General features: G+C 40.8%; 19 protein-coding genes. 10 read left to right on the top strand and 9 right to left on the bottom strand.

All coding sequences use genetic code 11. From position 1 onward, the window contains the following. The first annotated feature begins 55 nt into the window (after positions 1-55). Positions 56-1444, top strand: coding sequence for an argininosuccinate lyase (gene argH, locus I8751_RS18795; protein ID WP_214440645.1), 1389 nt, complete (start codon positions 56-58; stop codon positions 1442-1444). A 93-nt stretch (positions 1445-1537) separates the two neighbouring features. On the opposite strand, the gene I8751_RS18790 is transcribed toward argH, so the two are convergent. Together I8751_RS18790 and I8751_RS18785 are read right to left on the bottom strand one after the other, a co-directional pair. After that, positions 1538-2068, bottom strand: a complete 531-nt coding sequence (locus I8751_RS18790; RefSeq protein WP_225894241.1) for a cysteine hydrolase family protein — start codon at positions 2066-2068, stop codon at positions 1538-1540. A gap of 110 nt (positions 2069-2178) precedes the next feature. Next, positions 2179-3060: an SDR family oxidoreductase gene (locus I8751_RS18785; protein ID WP_214440640.1), complete on the bottom strand. Its 882-nt coding sequence runs from the start codon at positions 3058-3060 to the stop codon at positions 2179-2181. 1268 nt (positions 3061-4328) lie between these two features. On the opposite strand from I8751_RS18785, the gene I8751_RS18780 reads away from it, so the two are divergent. Further along, entirely contained in the window at positions 4329-4823 is a 495-nt protein-coding gene (locus I8751_RS18780) for an NUDIX domain-containing protein (RefSeq protein WP_214440639.1), read from the top strand. A 106-nt stretch (positions 4824-4929) separates the two neighbouring features. Next, complete coding sequence (locus I8751_RS18775) at positions 4930-5745, top strand: alpha/beta fold hydrolase (RefSeq protein ID WP_214440638.1); 816 nt, start codon at positions 4930-4932, stop codon at positions 5743-5745. A gap of 340 nt (positions 5746-6085) precedes the next feature. Here I8751_RS18775 and I8751_RS18770 read toward each other — a convergent pair whose 3' ends face one another. Further along, positions 6086-6925, bottom strand: coding sequence for a pantothenate kinase (locus tag I8751_RS18770; RefSeq protein ID WP_404800440.1), 840 nt, complete (start codon positions 6923-6925; stop codon positions 6086-6088). Between the two features lie 97 nt (positions 6926-7022). Between I8751_RS18770 and I8751_RS18765 the strand changes: the two genes are divergently transcribed. The 7 genes from I8751_RS18765 (at position 7023) to I8751_RS18735 (ending at position 15378) form a co-directional block, all read left to right on the top strand. Further along, positions 7023-8747: a diflavin flavoprotein gene (locus I8751_RS18765; RefSeq protein ID WP_214440636.1), complete on the top strand. Its 1725-nt coding sequence runs from the start codon at positions 7023-7025 to the stop codon at positions 8745-8747. A gap of 295 nt (positions 8748-9042) precedes the next feature. Continuing rightward, positions 9043-10755: a diflavin flavoprotein gene (locus I8751_RS18760; protein ID WP_214440635.1), complete on the top strand. Its 1713-nt coding sequence runs from the start codon at positions 9043-9045 to the stop codon at positions 10753-10755. 188 nt (positions 10756-10943) lie between these two features. After that, positions 10944-11411 (top strand): MarR family winged helix-turn-helix transcriptional regulator, encoded by a 468-nt coding sequence (locus tag I8751_RS18755; RefSeq protein WP_214440634.1) that lies wholly within the window; start codon positions 10944-10946, stop codon positions 11409-11411. A gap of 117 nt (positions 11412-11528) precedes the next feature. Continuing rightward, positions 11529-12065, top strand: a complete 537-nt coding sequence (locus I8751_RS18750) for a hypothetical protein (RefSeq protein WP_214440633.1) — start codon at positions 11529-11531, stop codon at positions 12063-12065. Between the two features lie 186 nt (positions 12066-12251). Beyond that, positions 12252-12680 (top strand): GNAT family N-acetyltransferase, encoded by a 429-nt coding sequence (locus I8751_RS18745; protein WP_214440632.1) that lies wholly within the window; start codon positions 12252-12254, stop codon positions 12678-12680. A 147-nt stretch (positions 12681-12827) separates the two neighbouring features. After that, positions 12828-13703, top strand: coding sequence for an SDR family oxidoreductase (locus tag I8751_RS18740; protein WP_214440631.1), 876 nt, complete (start codon positions 12828-12830; stop codon positions 13701-13703). Between the two features lie 178 nt (positions 13704-13881). Then, the gene (locus I8751_RS18735) at positions 13882-15378 is read left to right on the top strand and encodes an HlyD family efflux transporter periplasmic adaptor subunit (protein ID WP_214440630.1); all 1497 of its coding nucleotides are present in this window, start codon (positions 13882-13884) and stop codon (positions 15376-15378) included. 58 nt (positions 15379-15436) lie between these two features. On the opposite strand, the gene I8751_RS18730 is transcribed toward I8751_RS18735, so the two are convergent. The 6 genes from I8751_RS18730 to I8751_RS18710 all read right to left on the bottom strand — a co-directional run bounded on the left by I8751_RS18730 (position 15437) and on the right by I8751_RS18710 (position 21456). After that, positions 15437-15775, bottom strand: coding sequence for a late competence development ComFB family protein (locus I8751_RS18730; protein WP_214440629.1), 339 nt, complete (start codon positions 15773-15775; stop codon positions 15437-15439). Positions 15776-15883: 108 nt separating this feature from the next. Next, positions 15884-16267 carry a beta-lactamase hydrolase domain-containing protein gene (locus I8751_RS18725; protein WP_214440628.1) on the bottom strand — a complete coding sequence of 128 codons (384 nt, stop codon included), beginning with the start codon at positions 16265-16267 and terminating at the stop codon, positions 15884-15886. A 100-nt stretch (positions 16268-16367) separates the two neighbouring features. Then, on the bottom strand, positions 16368-16544 hold the full coding sequence (locus I8751_RS18720; RefSeq protein WP_214440627.1) for a hypothetical protein: 177 nt from the start codon (positions 16542-16544) through the stop codon (positions 16368-16370). 25 nt (positions 16545-16569) lie between these two features. Continuing rightward, positions 16570-17205 carry a GerMN domain-containing protein gene (locus I8751_RS18715; protein ID WP_214440626.1) on the bottom strand — a complete coding sequence of 212 codons (636 nt, stop codon included), beginning with the start codon at positions 17203-17205 and terminating at the stop codon, positions 16570-16572. Between the two features lie 378 nt (positions 17206-17583). Continuing rightward, positions 17584-17745, bottom strand: coding sequence for a response regulator (locus tag I8751_RS30275; protein ID WP_318780347.1), 162 nt, complete (start codon positions 17743-17745; stop codon positions 17584-17586). A gap of 3 nt (positions 17746-17748) precedes the next feature. Then, on the bottom strand, positions 17749-21456 hold the full coding sequence (locus I8751_RS18710) for a PAS domain S-box protein (protein WP_318780346.1): 3708 nt from the start codon (positions 21454-21456) through the stop codon (positions 17749-17751). Between the last annotated feature and the right edge of the window lie 914 nt (positions 21457-22370).

The raw sequence follows: 22370 nt of genomic DNA, 5'->3' as shown, positions 1-22370 counted from the left end.
CCTTACCCCTTCTTCCCCATGCCCCATGCCCTATTCCCCATTCCCTAATAAATTTATGACCAAAGAACAAACTTGGAGTCAGCGGTTTGAATCAGCGCTGCATCCGGCGATCGCTCGTTTTAATGCCAGTATCGGTTTTGATATTGAATTAATAGAATACGACCTGACTGGTTCTCAAGCTCATGCCAAAATGTTGGCTCACACGGGTATTATTTCTGCAACCGAAGGAGAGAAACTCGTTGCAGGGTTAGAACAAATTCGCCAAGAATATCACCAAGGCAAATTTCACCCTGGTATTGATGCCGAAGATGTTCATTTTGCGGTAGAACGACGGTTAACAGAAATTGTCGGCGATATTGGTAAGAAATTACATACGGCGCGATCGCGTAATGACCAAGTGGGTACAGATACTCGACTATACCTCCGCGATCAAATTCAACAAATTAAACAGCAATTGCGGGAATTTCAAGGTGTCTTAGTAGATATAGCCGAACAGCATATTGAAACTTTGATTCCTGGCTACACCCATTTACAACGTGCCCAACCTCTGAGTTTGGCTCATCATCTTTTGGCATATTTTCAGATGGCACAACGTGACTGGGAACGCTTGGGGGATGTTTACCGCAGAGTGAACATTTCACCTTTGGGGTGCGGTGCTTTAGCTGGAACTACTTTCCCGATTGATCGCCATTACACAGCCGAATTATTAAATTTTGATCGTGTTTATGAAAATAGCTTAGATGGAGTGAGCGATCGCGACTTTGCGATCGAGTTTCTCTGCGCTGCTAGCTTAATCATGGTTCACCTCAGCCGTCTGAGTGAAGAAATCATTCTCTGGTCATCAGAAGAATTTCGCTTTGTTACCCTCAAAGATAGCTGTTCCACTGGTTCCAGCATTATGCCTCAAAAGAAAAACCCCGATGTGCCAGAATTGATCCGAGGAAAAACCGGGCGTATATTTGGTCATCTCCAGGCAATGCTGGTAATTATGAAGGGGCTACCTCTGGCATATAACAAAGACCTACAAGAAGACAAAGAAGGTTTATTTGACAGCGTGAACACAGTCAAAGCCTGTTTAGAAGCAATGACAATTTTGCTGGCGGAAGGCCTAGAATTTCGCACCCAGCGTTTAGCAGCAGCCGTGGCGGAAGACTTTTCAAATGCTACAGATGTGGCAGATTATCTGGCAGCAAGGGGAGTTCCTTTCCGGGAAGCTTATAATCTCGTGGGTAAAGTTGTAAAAACCAGTATTGCCGCAGGTAAACTTCTGAAAGATTTGACCTTAGAGGAGTGGCAACAACTACATCCAGCATTTGCAGTAGATATTTACGAAGCTATATCCCCTTATCAAGTTGTTGCGGCGCGTAACAGTTACGGTGGTACGGGCTTTGCACAAGTAAGAAAAGCACTCCTAGCCGCCCGCACTCAAATTGCTCAACAGTAAGACTAGGGGACAAGGGAAAATTTTCCCCAATGTTTTAATTTAGACATGAATAAATTAAAGTTTGTAATTAGCACTTTAGCGTTAAAGCACTAATTACAAGCTACTAATCAGCGTTTGACTAAATTTGTCAATATCTGTTATTAGACCAACTGACTGGAGGTTCTCCAGCGTTCGCTCTCGGTTTTGCTCAGAGAAAGAGTAGCACGCATCTTGAATCAAGACCGGAACATAGCCTAAATCAGCCGCATGGCGAACTGTGGGTTCGATCCCAAATTCCAGAACTGCTCCGGCGATCGCAACTGCTTCAATGCGGGCATCACGCAAGGCTAAATCAAGATATGATCCAACAAATGCTGACATTGTGAGTTTGTCAAATGCCACTTCTGATGGCAGAGGCTTCAGTTCTGGGATAATAGCATGGGTTGAAGAATCACGCAGAAAGTTCGGTTGGACTTGTGCAACATTCGCTACTCGCTGTAAAGCCATCGCGCCTTTGAGTTGCGAGACTCCAGCAACTTCAATTGGTAATGTAGTATGACGCGAGAAAAAAATCCGCATTTGATGAGATCGTGCTGCTTCGATAACTGTCTTTACCTGCTGAATGAACGCAGCACCATTGGGCAATTATTGAGCGATCCCGACCTGCATATCGTAAACCAAAAGTGCCATTTTCTGAGGATTACACACATCCTCTAGAGTCATGGGAATATTAAGCCCGAAAGCGGTTTGCATAATTAACCCCTAACAGTTGCAAAGAAATCTTGACCACGTGTTTGAGCGTAGTATTGAGCGAACTCTTCATAAGTGGTAGCAGGATGACGAGTCACAGTTGCGATCGTGTCAGTTACAGCAGACCCCGCACCCTGTTTCCAACAATTAAATAACTCTAACTCAGCGTCTAAATACCATTCTGGTTCTCCATTGGCGAGTCGCGCAGCTTTCAGATCTGCGGGTGGAAGATCAATATACGCCACAGTTCGACCCAGTGCTTTTGCAAAAATGTCCGCGATTTCATTAAATGTAATCGCTTGAGATCCAGTCAAAATATAACTCTTGTTTTCATGTCCTGGTTCAGTTAAACAAACCCCCGCAACGGCAGCCACATCACGAGCATCAACATGAGAGATTTTGGTATCTCCAACGCAATTGTAAATTGATCCACTTTGTGCGATCGTTTGAGCAAACCAACGCATATTTTGCATCAACATATTCGGGCGGAGGTGCGTCCATGCTATCCCTGACTGCTCTAAATGTTCTTCAATCTGGCGATGCCATTTCTGAAATGTACTCGGCAATTCACCTGCCCCCATCACTGAAAGTTTTACAATTTGTTGTGTGCCTGCTTGTTTTGCAGCATCAATGAACGCGCATTCTAGTTCTACTTGATTAGGCAAATTAGGCAACACTAAAAATGCTTTTTCGATACCTTGCAAAGCTGCGTCCAGAGTTTCAGGCTGTGATAAGTCACCGATTGCCAGTTCTACTCCTTGCTGTGCTAGGTTAGTTGCCTTTTTGGGGTCGCGTACTAGTCCTCGAATTAAAGCTTTCCGTTCAAGGAGATACTGAACTACCTCACTGCCAATATTTCCGGTTGCGCCAGTTACAAGAATTGTCATCAAAGTTCTCCTTGGCTAAAGAAATCTTTAAAATTTGGGATACAGTCAGTGTTCAAACAGCCGCATCATGCGTGGCATTATTATGAAACGTGATGCGTAAAACTCCTCGCCTTGAGTTATCTATATCACATCTCTATCTTTGATGTGGTAACACTAATCTAGATAAGTGGGGATGAAACAAGAATCTCCCTTCCAAGGCTTTGCCTTGAAGGTGAGAGTGTCAATAACGACTGAAGTGACACAACTAATGACTCTTAATTCTTGCCTAATGCTTAGTTCCCAATAAATAAGGGCGTACATCTGTACGCCCTAAACACCCAAAGAATAAGAATTTAAGTAAGAAACTTATTCAGTGTCAGCTGCTGCTGCTCCTTCTTCTTCCTCACTCTTCGGTGGTCTTTGTTGGAACCTTCTTTGCATTCTTCCTGTCGTAGTTCGTTTACGAAACTTTCTGGCATATGCCTGGTTCCGTAGCGCCTTTTCTTTTTTCGGGTTACGGCGCTTAGCCATGTTCACCTCATTAATAAACAACAAAAAAGTGACAACTAGGCATCACGTAGGCAATATCAGCTACTGATGTTATTGATATAGTTTTAGCCTAGTTTAACAGTCTATATATTTGAACAGTATACTAGTCTACCGTATTTAGCTTATTTATGTCAATAGTAATTTAGAACCTTTTCTTCAAACAAAAGTGTTTCTATACTAAATTACCAGGAATAAAAATTAGTACGTTACTTAGTAAGTAATCTAGAAAATATTTTCCCTGCAATGCACTCATCAACTTTTATGCCTGAAAATTTTTACTATTGACTATGTATTTTATACAATTAAGTCTTTGCAGTAATTATAGATCTTTGGTAAAAATTCACTTTAGAAAAAAATTGGCATTACCAATTATATTTCATCCGTAAATCTTGTTCATACTGAAAAAATTAGTATTTTTAGATATCTTAACAAGATTTTAACAAAAGTTACAACCTAAATTGGTGTTTCAAAAGTAGTATTTATTATTACTTTTAAATTCAGATTTATGCTAGAGTCAATCTAAAATATCTATAGACAAATACTATAAGAAAACTTTATGTGTATTTGAATACAAATAATTTTATTTAAAACAACGATAAGATTGATATATTATACAAAAATCGTTAGAATAAAATCCCAAATCATCAGCATATTTGTGTCACACAAATCTCAGCTTTTTTAGTGGTTGAGTAGATGCGAATGGTATGGAATTTAGATAATACAATACAGACATTTTAAGATTGAACATTCTTGCTTTTTTTGCGGCAGCTGTCCAATCCACACGTAGCTTATGGCGCGTTGGACAAACGGTACTGGGTATTATCTTCCGTCATCCCATTACTGGCACTAGTATTATCCCTATATTACCTGATGGTCGAATTGTCCTAATCCGACGGCGCGACGATGGCTGCTGGGCACTACCAGGAGGGATGGTGGACTGGGGAGAGGATATTCCGAACACAGTCCGCCGAGAATTGATGGAGGAAACTGGACTGGAGTTAGTAGAAATTAAACGTTTGGTTGGAGTTTACTCTGCACCAGATCGTGATCCGAGAATCCATTCGATTTGTGTTGCAGTGGAAGCACAAGTTCAGGGCACAATGGCGGTTCAGGATACTTTAGAAGTTATGGAAATCCAGGCTTTCTTTGCTAATTCTCTACCTCCAGAACAAATGTCTCATGACCACTCTCGACAATTACAAGATTATTTAAATGGTTTGACAACATTGGCATAAAGTATTTTATCATTTGTTATTTGTCATTTGCCCAGTTGTACATAAGCAATGATTATTGACAGTTGATAATTGACTAATTCTCTAAAAATTAACTCTTAAATATAAGATGCAAACGCTATTTCGGAACTCCCGGAGGAAAATTTCTCAAGGGCTATTATTCTGGCGTGAAGCCGGTGAAGGCATTCCTGTAATCTTTTTACATGGTGCTTGGAAAGATAGTAGTCAATGGTTATTGGTGATGGAAACACTATCTCAAAATTTCCATTGTTTCGCACCAGATTTATTAGGGTTTGGCGAATCAGAAAATCCGAATATTCATTACTCGATCGATTTGCAGGTAGAGTGTATAGCTGAATTTTTAAAAGCTTTGAAATTGGAAAAAGTTTATTTAGTAGGACATTCTATTGGGGGTTGGATTGCAGCTAGTTACGCCTTGAAGTATGCAGATCAAGTTAGTGGTTTAGTACTGTTAGCGCCAGAGGGGGTAGAGATAGAAAGACAGGAAAATAATTGGCAAAAAATGCAAAAGTTAGTGAAATATCCACCGCTAGTATTGAAATTGTTGCGATTGCTTCGCCCTTTAGCTAAACGATTGGCTTGGTACGAAAAATTTGAACAAAATTTACAGTTACGTCATTTGCTTCTACGATATCCAACAGCTTGTAAGTTACTATTTCAACGGCAGTACCAAGAAATTAAGGTGGAATTATTACAGAATCGATTGCATTTAATGGAAGTTCCAGCTTTGATTTTACAAGGCGGTCAAGAGACATCAGATATATTAGCTAAAAGTCAAACTTACGCTCAACTAATTCCTCAAGCTGAGTTTAAAATGATTGCTCACGCCGGAGATGATTTACCAGAATCTTATGCTGGTTTTGTGGCTGGAGATATTCAGGATTTTATAAAGGAAAATTGGTAATTGATATGGAAAAAAGTATTTTAATTCTTAAAGAATAGCAAGTTATGGATAATTAAACTAAGTAAGTCGGTGAAAATAAATCAAATTATGTTAACTAATATAAAGTTAGCTAAATTTATCTCGTAGTAAGGGCTTTAGCCCTTTTCTTAGGACTAAAGTCCTTACCCTACGGGTTCGTTAGTCGCTCATGGGGGAAACTCCCTTGGCGCTAGCCTCTCCCTTTGGGAGAAGACCGCGCTAACTCACTACAAACATTGAATTTTTCACGCCGTTCTACTTAAATTATTCAGATTTTGGATGCGTTACTGTACTCAGAGCATGAGTGTCTAGCAATATGACCCTACTTATATTTGCTATTCTCCATTACTATTTCTCGCATTCCCCAAAAAATTAAATTTGGTTCCACAATCAGACTGGCTGCTATTTCAGGATATAAAGCTTGGAAATAATTAATTAATAAAGTGTGATCGCCTCCTTTTACCGCAATCTTTCCTTTAGGAAATAAACTCCACCACGCTTCAATAAAATCTTTTATTCCTGCTATTAATGTATAAATTACTCCACTTTGAATTGCTTCTGGTGTATTGAGTGCAAAACGTGGAGGTAGAGACGTAATAACTTTTGTCTCTACGATTGGTAATTGCCCTGTTTTTTGACCTAAAGTTGAGAACTGCAAGCCTAATCCTGGCAAAATTGCGCCACCAACTAAACACTGGTTGATATCTGCACCTGTAAAAGTCAGAGTTGTTCCAGCATCAATTACCAGCATCGGGAGACCCCAAATTTTCCCAGCACCCCACAAAGCCAAGGCGCGGTCAATCCCTAATGTAGGGTACATGCCTAAAAGGGGTACTTGATCTAAGGTAATAATCTCAACATTGGGGTAAATTTGCCAAAGTTTCGTTTGACTAGGAACCACGGAAGCTATGAAGATGGGAGGATGAGTAGAAGTTTCTAGAACAATTTCCTTTTGTTGACTGAATGGAAAAACTGTTGTCGGCCAATCATCCAGTGTGTGACATTGAGCTATCTGCTGTATGACTGACTTAGGGACATGTTCTGTATCCCAAGTCAAATCAAGGGTTTCACCTTTAAATAACGCCCAATGCAACCGGGAATTGCCAATTTCTAAAGCTAACCAAATATTTTCGATGCGCTTCTGTGATTTCACACTTTTAATTTCTTTAAGTCAGCCATAAACTTTTTAATAAAACTTAACAATCAAGACATGTAACAATAAAGCCAGAGAAATACTCATCATGCTAAGGAGGGGAGTTATGGTAGCGCTCACCGAAAGAACTGAAAAACGGCTCACCATACAGACTGTAGAAATTGCTCAACAAACAACAGCAATTCGCTCTCTAGACTGGGATCGCGATCGCTTCGATATTGAGTTTGGTCTGCAAAATGGTACCACTTACAACTCATTTCTCATACGGGGTGAGCAAACTGCCTTAGTTGATACTTCTCATGAAAAGTTCCGTCAACTATATTTTGATACCCTGACCGGATTAATCCAACCCACTGAGATTGATTATTTGATTATCAGTCACACAGAGCCAGACCATAGCGGCTTAGTGAAAGATTTGCTGTCTATGGCTCCCGAAATCACGGTTGTCGGTTCTAAAGTAGCAATTCAGTTTCTGGAAGATTTTGTGCATCAGCCATTTAAACGGCGGATTGTTAAAAATGGCGATCGCTTGGATTTAGGCAACGGTCATGAATTTGAATTTGTCATTGCCCCCAATTTACATTGGCCAGATACCATCTTTAGTTTTGACCACAAAACCAAAATTTTGTTCACCTGCGATGCTTTTGGGTTGCACTATTGCTCAGAAAGTACTTTTGATGACGACTTAAAGGCGATCGAAGCAGATTTTCGATATTATTACGACTGTTTGATGGGGCCAAATGCGCGCTCAGTCTTGTCTGCCCTCAAGCGTATGGCAGAATTAAAAGCCATCGACATGGTTGCCACAGGTCACGGGCCGTTATTATCCCACAACGTTGAAGAACTAATTGGACGCTACCGCACTTGGAGCCAAAAACAAACCAAGGCGGAAACAGTAGTTGGCATCTTTTATGTTTCAGAATATGGCTATAGCGATCGCCTAGCCCAAGCGATCGCTAATGGTATTAGTAAAACTGATGTCGCCGTGGAAATTATCGACTTGGGAGCAGAAGTAGATTTACAAGAACTACGGGAATTAGTTAGTCGTTGTACCGGAATTGTGGTAGGAATGCCACCGCTTTCAGGCGCTGCTAGTATCCAAGCTGCCCTCAGCACCGTTTTAGGATCTGCAAAAGAAAAGCAAGCCATAGGCATATTTGAAACTGGCGGTGGCGATGATGAACCGATAGATCCTTTGCTGAGTAAATTCCGCAATTTGGGTTTAATAGAAGGTTTCCCCTCAATTCGGATTAAACAAACACCCACAGAAAACACCTACAAACAGTGCGAAGAAGCCGGAACCGACTTAGGACAATGGGTAACACGCGATCGCAGCATCAAAGCCATGAAATCTCTAGGTGCAGACCTAGATAAAGCTTTAGGTAGAATCAGCGGCGGATTGTATATTATCACCGCTAAAAAAGGCGATGTCTCCAGCGCCATGCTAGCTTCTTGGGTCAGCCAAGCCAGCTTTAAACCCCTAGGATTTTCCATTGCAGTAGCGAAAGATCGGGCAATTGAATCACTCATGCAAGTAGGCGATCGTTTCGTTCTTAATGTCTTAGAAGAAGGTAATTACCAAAAACTCATGAGACACTTTTTGAAGCGATTCGTCCCCGGTGCTGATCGTTTTGAAGGTGTGAGAACCCAGCCAGCCGAAAATGGAGCGCCCATCCTCACCGATGCCCTCGCTTACATGGAGTGCGAAGTCGTTAGCCGCATGGACTGCAACGACCACTGGGCGGTATACAGCAACGTTTACGCCGGACGGGTGAGTAAGCCAGATGCACTCACAGCAGTTCACCATCGTAAAGTTGGTAATCACTATTAGAAAGGGTTGAGGGACTAGGGGCTAGGGGGTAGCCCTTTCAAGGTGACTCAAAAAATCTCTTGTTTTTTCTCAGCGATCTCAGCATCTCTGTGGTTAAATAAATTACTTTTAAACCGCAGAGTCGCAGAGAACACAGAGAGAAGTCGGAGCGACGGCTACCCTTCTCCTTACGGAGACGCTACGCGAACGGGAACGCCAAAGACAAACCGCCGAGGGGTTTTTTTGCCAATATTCTTACCCACCTTTCCCCCTTCCCCTTTACCCTTCTTCCCCATGCCCCATTCACTAAACAGCTATGCCACAAAATAAACCCCGTGATGTTCAAGTTTTCCCTGTTGCTACAGATACCAGAGTACTGCGATCGCGCAGTTGGGCTAGACTCAGATTTGAAATTGAATATGCTCTAGCCAAGGGTACAACTGCCAATTCTTATTTAATAGAAGGCGATAAAACTGCCCTGATTGATCCGCCAGGGGAAACATTTACGCAAATTTATTTAGAAGCGTTACAACAGCGTTTTGATATTAAAACCCTAGATTATGTAATTTTGGGGCACGTCAATCCCAACCGCGCCGCAACATTAAAAGCTTTGTTAGAAATTGCACCGCAGATTACCTTTGTTTGTTCTAATCCTGGGGCGATAAATTTGCGGGGGGCTTTAGAAAATCCTAATTTACCAGTTATGGTAATGCGTGGGGAAGAAACCCTAGATTTAGGCAAGGGACATTGTTTGCAATTTGTTCCTACTCCCAACCCCCGCTATGCAGACCAACTTTGTACTTATGATTCTCAAACAGAAATACTCTACTCAGATAAGTTATTTGGAGTCCATGTTTGTGGCGATCAGGTATTTGATGAAGGTTGGGAAATATATACTGAAGATCGGCGCTATTATTTCGATTGCCTCATGGCTCCCCATGCCCGTCAAGTGGAAACTGCCCTAGATAAACTTGCCGATTTACCTGTAAGAATGTATGCCACCGGACACGGGCCTTTAGTACGCTACGGTTTAATTGAACTGACCAAAGCTTACCGAGAATGGACTCAACAGCAAAAATCTGCTGATGCTACAGTAGCGTTAATTTATGCTTCAGCTTATGGCAATACTGCTACTTTAGCCCAGGCGATCGCTCGTGGCATTACAAAAGCTGGCGTTGCTGTAGAATCGATTAACTGTGAATTTACAGAACCAGAAGATATACGCGCGGCTGTAGAAAAAGCCTCTGGTTTTGTCATCGGTTCCCCTACCCTTGGCGGCCATGCACCCACACCTGTGCAAACAGCTTTAGGGATTGTGTTATCTACTGCTACTAACAATAAACTCGCTGGGGTTTTTGGTTCTTTTGGCTGGAGTGGTGAAGCAGTTGATTTGATTGAAGGCAAACTCAAAGATGCTGGCTATCGATTTGGTTTTGACCCCATCCGCGTCAAATTCAAACCTAACGATGTCACCTTACAGTTATGTGAAGAAGCCGGAACCGACTTTGCCCAAGCACTCAAAAAAGCGAAAAAAGTGCGATCGCAAAGTGTTCCTGCTACGACTGTAGAACAAGCTGTGGGCAGGATTGTTGGTTCACTGTGCGTTGTCACAGCCAAACAAGGCGATATCTCCAGTGCCATGCTAGCATCTTGGGTTGCTCAGGCCAGCTTTAATCCTCCTGGTTTAACCATAGCCGTTGCCAAAGACCGCGCATTAGAACTATTGATGCACTCAGAAAACAAATTCGTCCTTAATGTCCTTCAAGAAGGCAATCACCTGGGTTTAATGAAGCACTTTCTCAAACCCTTTGGCCCAGGAGAAGACCGATTTGCTGATGTGGCTGCTGAGTCAACCCCAAATGGTATTCCCGTACTTAATGATGCTTTAGCTTATCTAGAATGCACCGTACAAACCCGTATGGAATCTGGCGACCACTGGCTAATTTATGCAACTGTGGATAATGGCAAAGTGTTAAATCAAGATGGTGTCACAGCCGTCCATCAACGCAAAACGGGAACTCATTATTAGATATGTTGGACATGTTGTAGCAGTTTTTGACGTTGTTCTTCTATAAAATGGAATGCAAGTAAGAAAGAATTTGCAATAGGTTTGTACTAGTGTGAAGTGGACGTATCGCTCAGGTGGGGGAGTACATGAGTTTCTTTTGAAGCATTATTATATATAGTGAATATCAGTACATTAAATAACAGTAGTCCATGCCCACTCCCTCAGCCAAGCTTGAGTTCATCGAGAAATGGCGACATGCGCTTGCGCCCTACAACGTTGGGTACAAGCTCAAATTAGCGTCACAACTGATGTACCGTGACTTTTTGGAAAGATTAGAACCCTATAAACTCACCCCCTTCCACTATCTGGTGCTGTGCTGCTTATGGGAGGAAGATGGGCTATCTACTTCTGGAATTGCCGAAAAGCTCGGACAATTAGGGGCAACCCTGACGGGTGTTGTAGACCGGATGGAAGAGCGCAAACTAGTGCAGCGAGAACGAGATGCCACAGATCGGCGGATAGTGAGAATCTGGTTGACTTCCGCCGGGGAGGAACTGAAAGAGGTCTTGCCTGTAATTGGAGAGCAAACTATAGATCGAGCCTTAGCAGGAATGACCCAAGCAGATCGAGAGAAAGTCTCATCCCTCCTAGATCGCATCATTGCTAATGCCTCCTAGATCAAAAATGAGTCCATACAACCCCTTGCAATTACTTAATATATTGACTATAAATATATTAATTATAAAACCGCAGGCTCAAAGCAATTGGGTCTGCGGTCATTGAAGGAGAATTTTATGCTTAGACTTGGTATAAAGCAAAAAAATTGGCTGCTATCCGCTCATGTTGCATTCGCTGCGCTCTGGACGGGAACGGTGTTGAGCATGTTCTTGCTGGCGTTGAGAAATCAGCATTCAGCCAGTGCAGAAGTTTTACAAGCGCTTAATTCAGCGATCAATCTACTTGATGATTACGTAGTGATTCCTGCTGCGATTGGTTCTCTATTCACTGGGACGTTATTATGTTGGTTGACAATTTGGGGCTTTTTCAAGCACTACTGGGTGATTGCGAAATGGATTGCTACGGTAGCCCTCATCGTTTTTGGGACGTTTTGGCTGTTCCCTTGGGCAAATGCCACAACCGCCATCTCTGAAACTCAACGACTTCAAGCATTAGAAAATCCCCTCTATAACTTTGATGCGAAGGGAGTTCTTGTAGGAACGATTGTGCAGGTTGTCTGTTTGGTGGTGATTATTGCAGTTTCTCTGCTAAAACCGTGGGGTAGGCGAACTGTCAAAGCGCAAGAGCAGACGAATTCAGCGCCCGCCAGTTAGCTTTTACCTAATACTTAACGTGTTGAATAATTATGTATTGGCTAATATTGCGTTAACAGGAGCAGCCCAAATTCAGCAAGGTGGTTTAGTTTTCAAACGGTTGACAAATAAGTATAAAACTGCTCTTAAAGCTTTCTTGAAAATACCGTAACATCTCGAATATCAACTTTAGATTTATCAATTTTTATGATTCGAGAATGGTTGCAAGGAGAATATTCAATCAGTACAGATGTCAGTAAGCTAGACCTGAACGTCATACATCAATTTCTCGCAAATTCTTACTGGGCAAAAGGATTAACGTTTGAGGTTTTACAGACATCTATTCAAAATTCCCTTGTATTCGGCTTATATAAAGGAAAGCAACAAATTGGCTTTGCCCGCCTCACAACAGACTATGCCACATTTGCCTATGTCGCTGATGTATTTGTTTTGGAGCCTTTTCGAGGGCAAGGTTTAGGTAAGTGGCTGATAGAAACGATAGTTTCCTACCCTGAATTGCAGGGATTACGTCGTTGGTTGCTTGCAACCCAAGATGCACATGAGTTGTACCGAAAATTTGGCTTTACTGAACTCAAGAATCCAGATCGTTTTATGGAAATGACGAAAAATAGTTAAGAGTTATTGGTGTAGATAATTGGTCTTCTCAGACGCGATAAATCTGCTATTACCACAAGTCCCATACCCTAATAATTGTCGAATTTGAAATTTGAGATTGAAGATTTTAGATTAGGGTATAAGTGAAAATCATAATCTTTAATCCTTATGTTTCTGGTAACTGGAGCAACAGGAGGAATAGGTCGCAAAGTTGTGCGACTCCTTCGCCAAAAAGAAAATTTGGTGCGGGCCTTTGTCCGCCTCACTTCGCGTTATGGCGAGTTAGAACACCGAGGAGCAGACATCTTCATTGGTGATTTGCAGCTGGAAAAGGATATTGAAAAAGCTTGTCGGGGTGTGCAATATATTATCAGCGCCCACGGTTCTGATGGTGATGCCCTATCCTTGGATTACCGCGCTAACATTGAACTCATTAACCAGGCAAAAGCCAATGGAGTACAGCACTTTGTATTTATATCTGTACTAGGGGCTGAACGTGGGTATGAAGATGCCCCTGTATTCAAAGCCAAACGAGCTGTAGAGCGATATTTGGCAGCTAGTGGCTTAAATTACACTATTTTACGTCCAGCTGGATTAGCATCGAACTTGCTGCCATTGGCAGAACGATTTCGGGAAACAGGGTTGTATCTGCTCATTGGCGATCCCAAAAACCGTACCTCGATTGTGAGTACAGATGACTTGGCAAAAATGGTGGTGGATTCAATCACACTTGAAGGCGCTCTTAACCAAATATTACCAGTTGGAGGGCCGGAAATTTTATTACGTGAGGATATTCCCCGGATTTTTAGTCGCATCTTTAACAAAGACCCGATAGTAATTAACTCACCTCTATTTGTGGTTGATGGATTACGGAGTGCCTTTGGTTTATTTGATCCCCAAGCACAAAAAGCTCTGGGAACCTATCGTACATTGTTGTCGAATGAGTTCTTCTGTACAAAAGAAGAGATAGCCAACTTAGAGAAGATTTTCAATTTCCAACTGGAAACTTTGGAAAGCTTTTTAAGGCGCTATCTAGCAGTTTGAATTAGTCAGTGGTTAGTTGTATGCAACACGCCCTGCCGCCGAAAGCTGTCAGTAGTCAGTGGTCAGTGGTCAGTAGTAAAAACAACTGACTACTGATGCGAAATCCTGCCCCTTCAAGGGGTGGGATGAATTTAACACTAACTACTGAACACCCAATAAATCTAAAATCTAAAATTTTATGAAATATTCCTTAGCTGCAAATGCTGCTCAATCACGTCAGACAAAACAGCAATTCGCTAAACCAGAAGACCAATTGTCTTACGAATTGGGTAAGGCAGTACAAGAATTACCACCGCTGTACACGAGATTTTTAGCGGGAACTTTAAGTCTAGTGGTATTTGGAGCGATCGCCTGGGCAAATTTTTCTGAAATAGATGAAGTAGCAACCGCACCTGGGGAATTAATTGCTTCTACACAAGTGCGACCAGTGACATCTATAGGTAATGGCTCAATTTTAACTGTCAAGGTCAAAGAAGGCGATCGCGTCACCAAAGATCAAGTATTAATTCAACGTGACCCCGATTTGCAACAAACGGATGTTACCCGCTTGGCTCAATCTACCAAGTTGATTCAAGAAGACTTACAGCGTTTAGAAGCAGAACGCGCTGGGGTGAAAACTGCTGGTACAAAACTGCAAGATGAACTTTTAAGTTCACGGCTCAAAGATTACCAAGCGCGTCAAGGTGCAGCAGAAGCAGAAGCAAATCGCCAACTATCGCTGATTGCTCAGGCGAAAGTGCGTCTCAAGCGGTTACAAGAAAATCAAGTCAACGCTAAAACTAGTTTTGTTAATGCCAAAGGTAATTTGGCAAATGCAGAAAATATCTTGGGTAAAGTGGAAAATGGCCTAGCGATCGCTCAAAATAGAGAAGAAAATCTACGCACCCTAGTTACTCCCGGCGCAGTACCTAGAATTGATTATCTGGATGCTCAAGAAAGATTAAATCGTGCAAACACAGAAATCACTAGGGCCAAAGATGAGATCATTAATGCCCAGAATAAAGTCACAGAGGTTCAAGACAGAGTAGAATCTCTACAAAAAGATATTGCTGCTCAAGCGCAAGAAATTCGCCAAGCTGAACAAGCCTATCAAGCCGCTTTGAATCAGGCGCAACGTTTAGCCTCGGAACGCCAAAGTGAAATTTTGACCCAGATAAACAAGCGCAAAGAAGAGCTGACTAACGTTTCTGGTCAACTAGAGCAGGCAAGAAAACAAAAAGATGGGGAAACAATTAAGGCTCCTGTTGCAGGCACGATTTACAAAATCAAGGCAACTAAAGGCCCAGTACAAGCAGGTGAAGAGTTGCTGTCAATTTTGCCAGAAGGGGAAGAAATGCTGTTAGAGGTTAAAGTCCTCAACAGAGATATTGGCTTTATTCGTGAGGGTATGAAAGCAAAGGTCAAAATGGCAACTTTCCCTTTTCAAGAATTTGGCACTATAAATGGTGAAGTCGTGCAAATTAGCCCAAATGCCATTGTCGATAAAGAATTAGGCTTAGTTTTTCCCACCAGAATCGAACTGAGTAAACATTCAGTTAATGTCAGGGGTCAAGAAGTTGCATTTACTCCAGGGATGGCTGCTAATGGTGAAATTGTTACTCGTAAAAAGTCGGTTTTAACCTTCATCATTGAGCCGATTACTCGTCGATTTAGTGAGGCTTTTTCAGTCAGGTAAGTAGAACGAGGTGGAAAAACCAAACTGTGTAAGGGTTTGGTTTTTGATCCTTTACCCTTTAACCAAACCAAGATGATGCTACACGTCTAGGATCAACGACTTCGGGAATATGACGGTTAATTTCCTGTGCTTGTTCACATAAAATTTCCTCTATTCCCTGATGGATTATCGCTTCTATATGCAATGAATTTTCTAAATGTGTATAGAAATATTTTTTTTCCTCATCCACTGTTATATATTGATTGGGAATTTTGTTGAGAAAATAAGCCATTAAACTTTGCCTGAAATCAGGATGTGCAAAAGTTTCTTGATATGGATGATGTGGATAAGTTACTAAAACATCTTCTATCTCTTTAATAACCACTGGTATTGTTATATTAATGAGAGTTTTAGACATTTTTATACTCCCTTATATTTAAAAATTTGGTTAAATTATGAATATTAAATTTCTTTTTATATAAAATCTATTTTTTTATATAATTAGAAATCAAATTATTTATGCTAGCTATAGCAAACCTAGCTTGATTGTTTGCTGAAATGCTGTTTCAAATGTAATTCCTTGTTTGGTAGCAATGTACAATAATACTATGGCTGCTGAACGTATAGAATTATCACAATGGATCAAAACAGGTTTAGGTAGCTCAGCAATTATCTTAAATACCTGAAGTGCAGCTTGATGATTAATTTCTTCAGATTTGATAGGAAGACTAACATAGAATAAGCCTAAGAATTCAACTTTATCCTGCTCATCCTCTAACAAGTCTTTTTCATCTAATGAACGCAGATTAAGTACTGACTTATAACCATCATCAGCAATTTGTTGCAACTGATCTGGTGTAATTTGTCCAGCGATCGCTAATTCATTGTTAATCTTCCTAATCGTATTCATTTTATTTATTTGTCAAATCATAAGTGATAATTCACAGGCTTACTAACCTACATAAAATGCTACTTTGGGCGACGTATTTAGTCGCCCCTCTTAACTTTAATTAATAATGTTTTTTCCGTGGAGGATCGCCTTCAAAGGGTTGAGTGCCTGTTGGCGGATAATTATCATCTCTGGGTGCAAAAATTCTAGCGAATGCGCTTAAGATATAATCAATGATTTGTGAAGTTAATTGTTGAATTGATTGCATGATTTGTCGGAATTTTGCAGAGATAGACATAAAATTGTCTCCTTGTTAGTTAAATTTAAAAAATGGAAAAATCTTCCACAAATTCTCGGCGAGTGATTGGTTGTCTGAGAATTAACCCTTCGCCACCTAGTGGATGATCTATATCAACTGGTTCTCCAGCAATTGAGAGAAAAACTTTAGCTGTAGGGTCAATACTAGTGGCAGTATAAATTACCTGTGCTACCCGATAACTCATTGAGGTAGTGCCACCACCTTGACTAAATTCTCTCGATAAATCTATATAAATTCCTGCTTTCGTTACCCGCAGACTTAGTAATTTTGTTCCTGGGGGAATTGTTGTACTCAATTCGGAAGTTTTCGGTTCCGTCAGGAGATTATTAAGTGCTTCTCTTAAAGCTATTTCTGATGTTACGCCCTCTTTAATAGCAACAGGTTGAGGTGTTAGGTGAATCTGACCGTTATCAACTCGTAACCAGTAAGTGTGTGGTTCTAGATGTGTAACTTGTGATGTTGGTTTAGGATTAAATTTATCTCCTTGTTCAGAAGCAATTACTGTTGGAATAGATTTTGTTGAAATAGGTTTTGTCTGATGCCAAGTCCACCAAGAGGTTCCTCCAACGATCGCTAATCCAACTAAGATAGAAATGGCGATCGCTTCTCGGTAAACTTGAAGATAGCGTTGGGTTCTCATAGTTAGCTCCTGCAAATTGCTTAACTACAGAAATAGATGTTTTTTGAACAGTCCATTTTGCCGTAAGCATTGCTGTACTCTGTCAGGAGAGAAATTAGATCAGTTTTGGCTGACCTATAGAAAATAAACTTAGCCAGCAATTAGATTCAACTATTGCTAACGTTGTCTATACTCTCAATTTAGTTAAACAATTTGAGGAACTTGTGAGGAAATCACCAACACAGACCGCGACAAGAAGGGTAAAGGGAAAAATACCCATAACAAATGTCTGAAACCCGTGCAGAAAGTCTTATCAGACGCGATAAATCCCATCTCTACATGAAGCTTTTGGGCTTATATTGAACGGTATTTTGAATATTACAAATTACAAATTACGAATTACGAATTACGAATTTTGAGTATGTGGTGTAAGCTGTGCAATAATTCTTGAGCAGTGAAGGGCTTTAACAAAACTAGCTGAACACTATTACAAGCTTCTGCTGTTAATGCTTCATTGGGATTAAGTCCACTGCAAGCAATGATTTTAACTTGTGGGTTCATTTTTTATAAGGTGAGGATGGCGGTCATTCCATCCATCTCTGGCATCATCATATCCATTAAGACTGCACTAATATTATGCTTATGCTGGGCATAAAGTGCGATCGCTTCAATGCCATTACTAGCAGCGAGAGTTTTATAGTTGTAGTCTTCTAAGGTGATGGTTGTAATCTCTAGAATTTGGGCTTCATCATCTACAACTAAAATTAATTCCCCATCTCCTGTAGGCGATTCCATGTCGTCTATATTTAGGGGTTGGGTAGCCTCTACTGCTGGTAAAAATAATTTAAATTCGCTGCCTTTACCAACTTTGCTAGACACATTTATAAAACCATCGTGGCTTTTAACAATGCCAAGCACGGTTGAAAGACCTAATCCTGTACCTGTATTAGTGTCTTTAGTGGTAAAAAATGGATCGAAAATTTTATTTAATATTACTGCTGGCATACCAATTCCAGTATCTGCAACAGTCACAACAATGTAATGCCCAACTTTGGCATTGAGATTCATTGTTGCATAGGCTTGATCAATAAATAAGTTTTCCGCAGATATTGTAACAATACCGCCATCTGGCATGGCATCACGAGCATTGACTACTAAGTTCATTAGCACTTGATGCAGTTGTGTGACATCACCAGAGATAGCCCACAGGTTTTCTGGTAAATTAATAGCAAATTGGATAGATTTGGGAAATGTATGCTTGGCAATTTGGGCAATTTCTGCAATTAGATGCTTGATTTGAACTATTGTGCGCTCTCCTTTGCATCCTCGTGCAAATGACAGCACTTGCTTGACTAAAGCAGCTCCGCGCTTGGCATTGCTTTCTATGATTGTGAGTAGGTGATGAGAGCGCTCTTGATCTTGAGTGAATTTTGTTTGTAGTAGTTGAGCTGCTGCCAAAATCGGTGTCAAAATATTATTCAAGTCGTGGGAAATACCACCTGCCAGATTGCCAAGACTTTCTAATCGTTGAGTACGAAAAAACTGTTCTTCGAGTTGCTTTTTTTGGGTGATGTCAGTATCAACACTAAGAATTGAATGAGGCTGCCCAGCGGCATCACGCACTAATGTCCATCGGCTTTCTACGATAATGTCCTGTCCAGATTTGGTCACTTTACGTAACTCACCTTGCCATGAGCCAAGCTCAGTTACAGTTTTCATAGCCGCTTCTAATTTAGCTAAAGTGTCTCTGTAAAAAAGCTCTTGGGGATCTTTACCCAGTGCCTCATTTGAAGACCAACCATACAAACGCTCTGCACCTTGACTCCAGAATAAAATTTTGGTTTGGAAATCTCGTACTAAAATCGCATCGGTGGCAACATCAAGTAGGGCTGCTTGTTCGCGGATTTGCTGTTCTGCTTGTTTGCGATCGCTGATCTCCTTAGTTGTACCAATCATGCGTATTGGCTGACCTACTTCGTCATAGCAAATCTGACCTTTGGCACTTAACCAGTGGATGCTGCCATCGGGCCAGACAACACGAAATTCCAGTTTAGAGCCAGTTCCTTCGTCAAGGTAGCGAGCCACAACTTCGCGGTCTTCTGGATAGACAAAATTATTCAGGTAGTCTTCAATGCTTGGACATAGAGTACCGCTAGGTAAACCATATAATGGCCCATTATTAGCAGACCAAACTGATTCATTGGTGACAAGATTACAGTCCCATATCCCCATGTTGGCTGCTTCTAAAGCTAAACTCAGTCGTTCTTCGTTGCTTCGCAGTGACTCTTCTGTTTGCTTGCGTTCGGTGATATCTTCGGCAATGCCACCATAGGCGTAAATATTTCCTTGTTCATTGTGCATGGCAAAGTAACGAGACCAGATCCAGCGCACTGAGCCATCGGGTCGCAAAATTCGATATTCTAAACTAGCAGAGTCACCATCATCATGTTGCTGAAGTTTTGCCATGAGGCGATCGCGGTCTTCTGGATGAACAGAATCCATCCAGGAGCTAGGCTGGTTGTACAGACTTTGGCAAGAACGACCCCAAATTCTTTCATAAGCCTGATTAACATATAGGACTTCCTCTGGGTCTGAGTTTTCTATCCAGATGACTGCGTGAGCGTTGTCTGCAAACAGGCGGAACTTCTCCTCACTCTTTTGCAGCGCTTCTTCTATTTGCTTGCGATCGGTGATATCTCTGCCTACCCCCTGAATTTCAACTACCTCTCCTGCTTCATTTTGAATTGCAGCAAAGTTCCATTGAAACCAACGAAAACCGTTAACAGTCAATAGACGTTGTTCACTAATCGTCAAGTAATTAGCTGACAATGCTGAAACTCTCAGATTTTCTATTGCTTGTGGCAATTCATTTGGAGGAAAAAACTCAAACAACGACTGACCGCGCAACTCATGCAATTGCCAACCTAATGTTTCGCACGTCACCATATTGGCAAAATTAACCCGCCCCTGCAAATCTATACGAATAATCAAGTCAGTTTGACTTTCAACTAACTGGCGATAGAGATTTTCACTTTGCTGTAATGCTTGTTCGGTGCGTTGGCGATCAATAATTTCTTGTCGCAACCGCTGGTTAGCAACGACAAGTTCTGCTGTGCGTTCTATCACCCTTTGTTCTAATTCTTCAGATGCTTGGCGTAATACCTTTTCTGCCTGTTTAAGTTTACTAATGTTACTAATCAACCATTGCAAACTGACCCGCTGACCATGTGAGTTGTAAACACTAGCTACCTTGATCTCAGCAACAAAAGGTTCGCCCTCTCGTGGCTGTATGTCAATTTCTGCTTCTTGTTTATCTTGGAAATTACGCAGTTGGTTGATAAATTGATGACGGCCTTGCTCAGCAACAAACAAAACTAAGGGTTTGCCTATCAAATAGTTTTGACGCACAGAAAGTAGAGTTGCTGCGGCACTATTAGCCTCTTGAATCACGCCATGAACATCTGTCACTAAGTAACCATCTGGAGCAAATTCAAACAAATCTTGGTAACGCTGGCACTCCAATTCTAATGTCTCGCGGGTACTAGCCAGTTCTTCGTTTTGTTGGCGTAGTTTTTCTTCTGCTACCTGGAGTTCTTCGAGGGTTTGCTGAAGTTCTTGGTTAACTTGCATGACTTCAGCAGATTGGGCATCAATCCATTCTTTTAAATAATTGTAAGTTTGGCAACGTACTTCTTCTATTTGCTGATTCACTTGCCCAAAATCATGATTAGGATTTTGTAAGTGTTGCTGTAGAGCTGAAACAACGCCGTACATTTTCATGAAATCAAAGGCTTGCAACAGACTAGTTTCAGTGACTATTCCTATTAATTGTCTTTCATCGTCCAAAATTGGCAGATGGTGAACCTGATATTGACGCAATAGTGATAAAGCTGTGAATATATCTTGATCAGGCGATCGCGTCATACTCATAACGGGCTGTGTCATAACTTCAGCCATCTTCACCTGGGATAAATCTACACCACTTGCTGTGATTCTCATGACATCTCTTATTGTGAATATTCCTAAGAGATGTCCTGCTTCCGCAACCAAAATACAGTTAGTTTCATGGTAATCCCATCTGCTGGAATTTAACGATGAATTAAAACTGTTCAGTGATAAACTATGACTTCGTTCCTGATTCATCAAGATAACAGCATCGATTGCATAATTATCAGGACTAATCGTTAGTGGAGAATAATCAATAACATCATATAAATTAGGTAAGTCAATCAGCTGATCGTGGAATCGCATAGTTAATTCGTCAATTCTCATTATCTTATCGACATCAGAACGATATAGCGAAAGTTAAAGTGAGAAAACTGTTGGCAATCAGCGGTTGCTAAGATTTAATACGGTATAAATCAAATTTATTGATGAATATTGCGGATTTCAGGATCATGAAACACGATTCATCGGTTATCAACTAAATGATTATGCAACCTGGGAGGTTGATAAAAATTTGTACTTGTCAAACTCATTCTATTGTCAAATGAGTAATGGATGAGCTGTTATCTAAAAAGATTACCTTAATTCATGGTTTTGACAGGCCTGTTTTGACGAAATAAATGCAATTATTTTTTGGGATAGCGATCGCTAAATTAAAAATGTGCTTTTTTATTCATACAGTTAACTGCTAATTATATAATTTATCCTTGTAATTATAAGTATTTATGCTTCAACTATCTTGAATAAATAGTGAGTAATTAAGTGATATTAAATACTAGTTTTACTATTTTTTACTTAAAGGTCATCATCTAGATGACTGAGGTGAGATCATTAAATATGGTATATTTAAAGATTGCTGCTAGTGAAAATCAAGTACTACTAGCAGGTAATTTAGATAAGTTTTTATAATTGTGATGCCATAGTGGCAATAAGCCGGAAAAGTACGAATAAATCGTAAATAATGAGAAGTTTCCGAGTTTTCAGTTGAAAAATCGAAGTTAAATAAGCTAAATATTACGTTTCAATTACTTTCGATAATTCTTTTTAAGATTGGCTTTTAGTGATTGTATTGCTATAGAAAAGGTAAATTATCGATTAACAGCGAATTTTAAATGAAATGAATTCCTAGATAATTGCTAGCTAGTCCGTATGTTTGCTCATAATAAGTGCATAAACAGTGAAATAGTAGCGATCGCCTACGGCGGGCAGGTACGCCATCGCAAAGCTGCTATATTTATATG

Origin of the sequence: Atlanticothrix silvestris CENA357 (assembly GCF_016056295.1) — a bacterium.
Taxonomy (GTDB): Bacteria; Cyanobacteriota; Cyanobacteriia; order Cyanobacteriales; family Nostocaceae; genus Atlanticothrix; species Atlanticothrix silvestris.
Note: the sequence above shows the minus strand (reverse complement) of the source record. Positions and strands in the feature narration are given on the sequence as shown.

Bases quoted from the DNA above. Each gene is read 5' to 3' on its own strand.
- argH (WP_214440645.1), top strand. From the start codon at position 56: ATGACCAAAGAACAAACTTGGAGTCAGCGGTTTGAATCAGCGCTGCAT.
- I8751_RS18785 (WP_214440640.1), bottom strand. From the start codon at position 3,060: ATGACAATTCTTGTAACTGGCGCAACCGGAAATATTGGCAGTGAGGTA.
- I8751_RS18775 (WP_214440638.1), top strand. From the start codon at position 4,930: ATGCAAACGCTATTTCGGAACTCCCGGAGGAAAATTTCTCAAGGGCTA.
- I8751_RS18765 (WP_214440636.1), top strand. From the start codon at position 7,023: ATGGTAGCGCTCACCGAAAGAACTGAAAAACGGCTCACCATACAGACT.
- I8751_RS18760 (WP_214440635.1), top strand. From the start codon at position 9,043: ATGCCACAAAATAAACCCCGTGATGTTCAAGTTTTCCCTGTTGCTACA.
- I8751_RS18755 (WP_214440634.1), top strand. From the start codon at position 10,944: ATGCCCACTCCCTCAGCCAAGCTTGAGTTCATCGAGAAATGGCGACAT.
- I8751_RS18750 (WP_214440633.1), top strand. From the start codon at position 11,529: ATGCTTAGACTTGGTATAAAGCAAAAAAATTGGCTGCTATCCGCTCAT.
- I8751_RS18745 (WP_214440632.1), top strand. From the start codon at position 12,252: ATGATTCGAGAATGGTTGCAAGGAGAATATTCAATCAGTACAGATGTC.
- I8751_RS18740 (WP_214440631.1), top strand. From the start codon at position 12,828: ATGTTTCTGGTAACTGGAGCAACAGGAGGAATAGGTCGCAAAGTTGTG.
- I8751_RS18735 (WP_214440630.1), top strand. From the start codon at position 13,882: ATGAAATATTCCTTAGCTGCAAATGCTGCTCAATCACGTCAGACAAAA.
- I8751_RS18730 (WP_214440629.1), bottom strand. From the start codon at position 15,775: ATGTCTAAAACTCTCATTAATATAACAATACCAGTGGTTATTAAAGAG.
- I8751_RS18725 (WP_214440628.1), bottom strand. From the start codon at position 16,267: ATGAATACGATTAGGAAGATTAACAATGAATTAGCGATCGCTGGACAA.
- I8751_RS18720 (WP_214440627.1), bottom strand. From the start codon at position 16,544: ATGTCTATCTCTGCAAAATTCCGACAAATCATGCAATCAATTCAACAA.
- I8751_RS18715 (WP_214440626.1), bottom strand. From the start codon at position 17,205: ATGAGAACCCAACGCTATCTTCAAGTTTACCGAGAAGCGATCGCCATT.
- I8751_RS30275 (WP_318780347.1), bottom strand. From the start codon at position 17,745: ATGAACCCACAAGTTAAAATCATTGCTTGCAGTGGACTTAATCCCAAT.
- I8751_RS18710 (WP_318780346.1), bottom strand. From the start codon at position 21,456: ATGAGAATTGACGAATTAACTATGCGATTCCACGATCAGCTGATTGAC.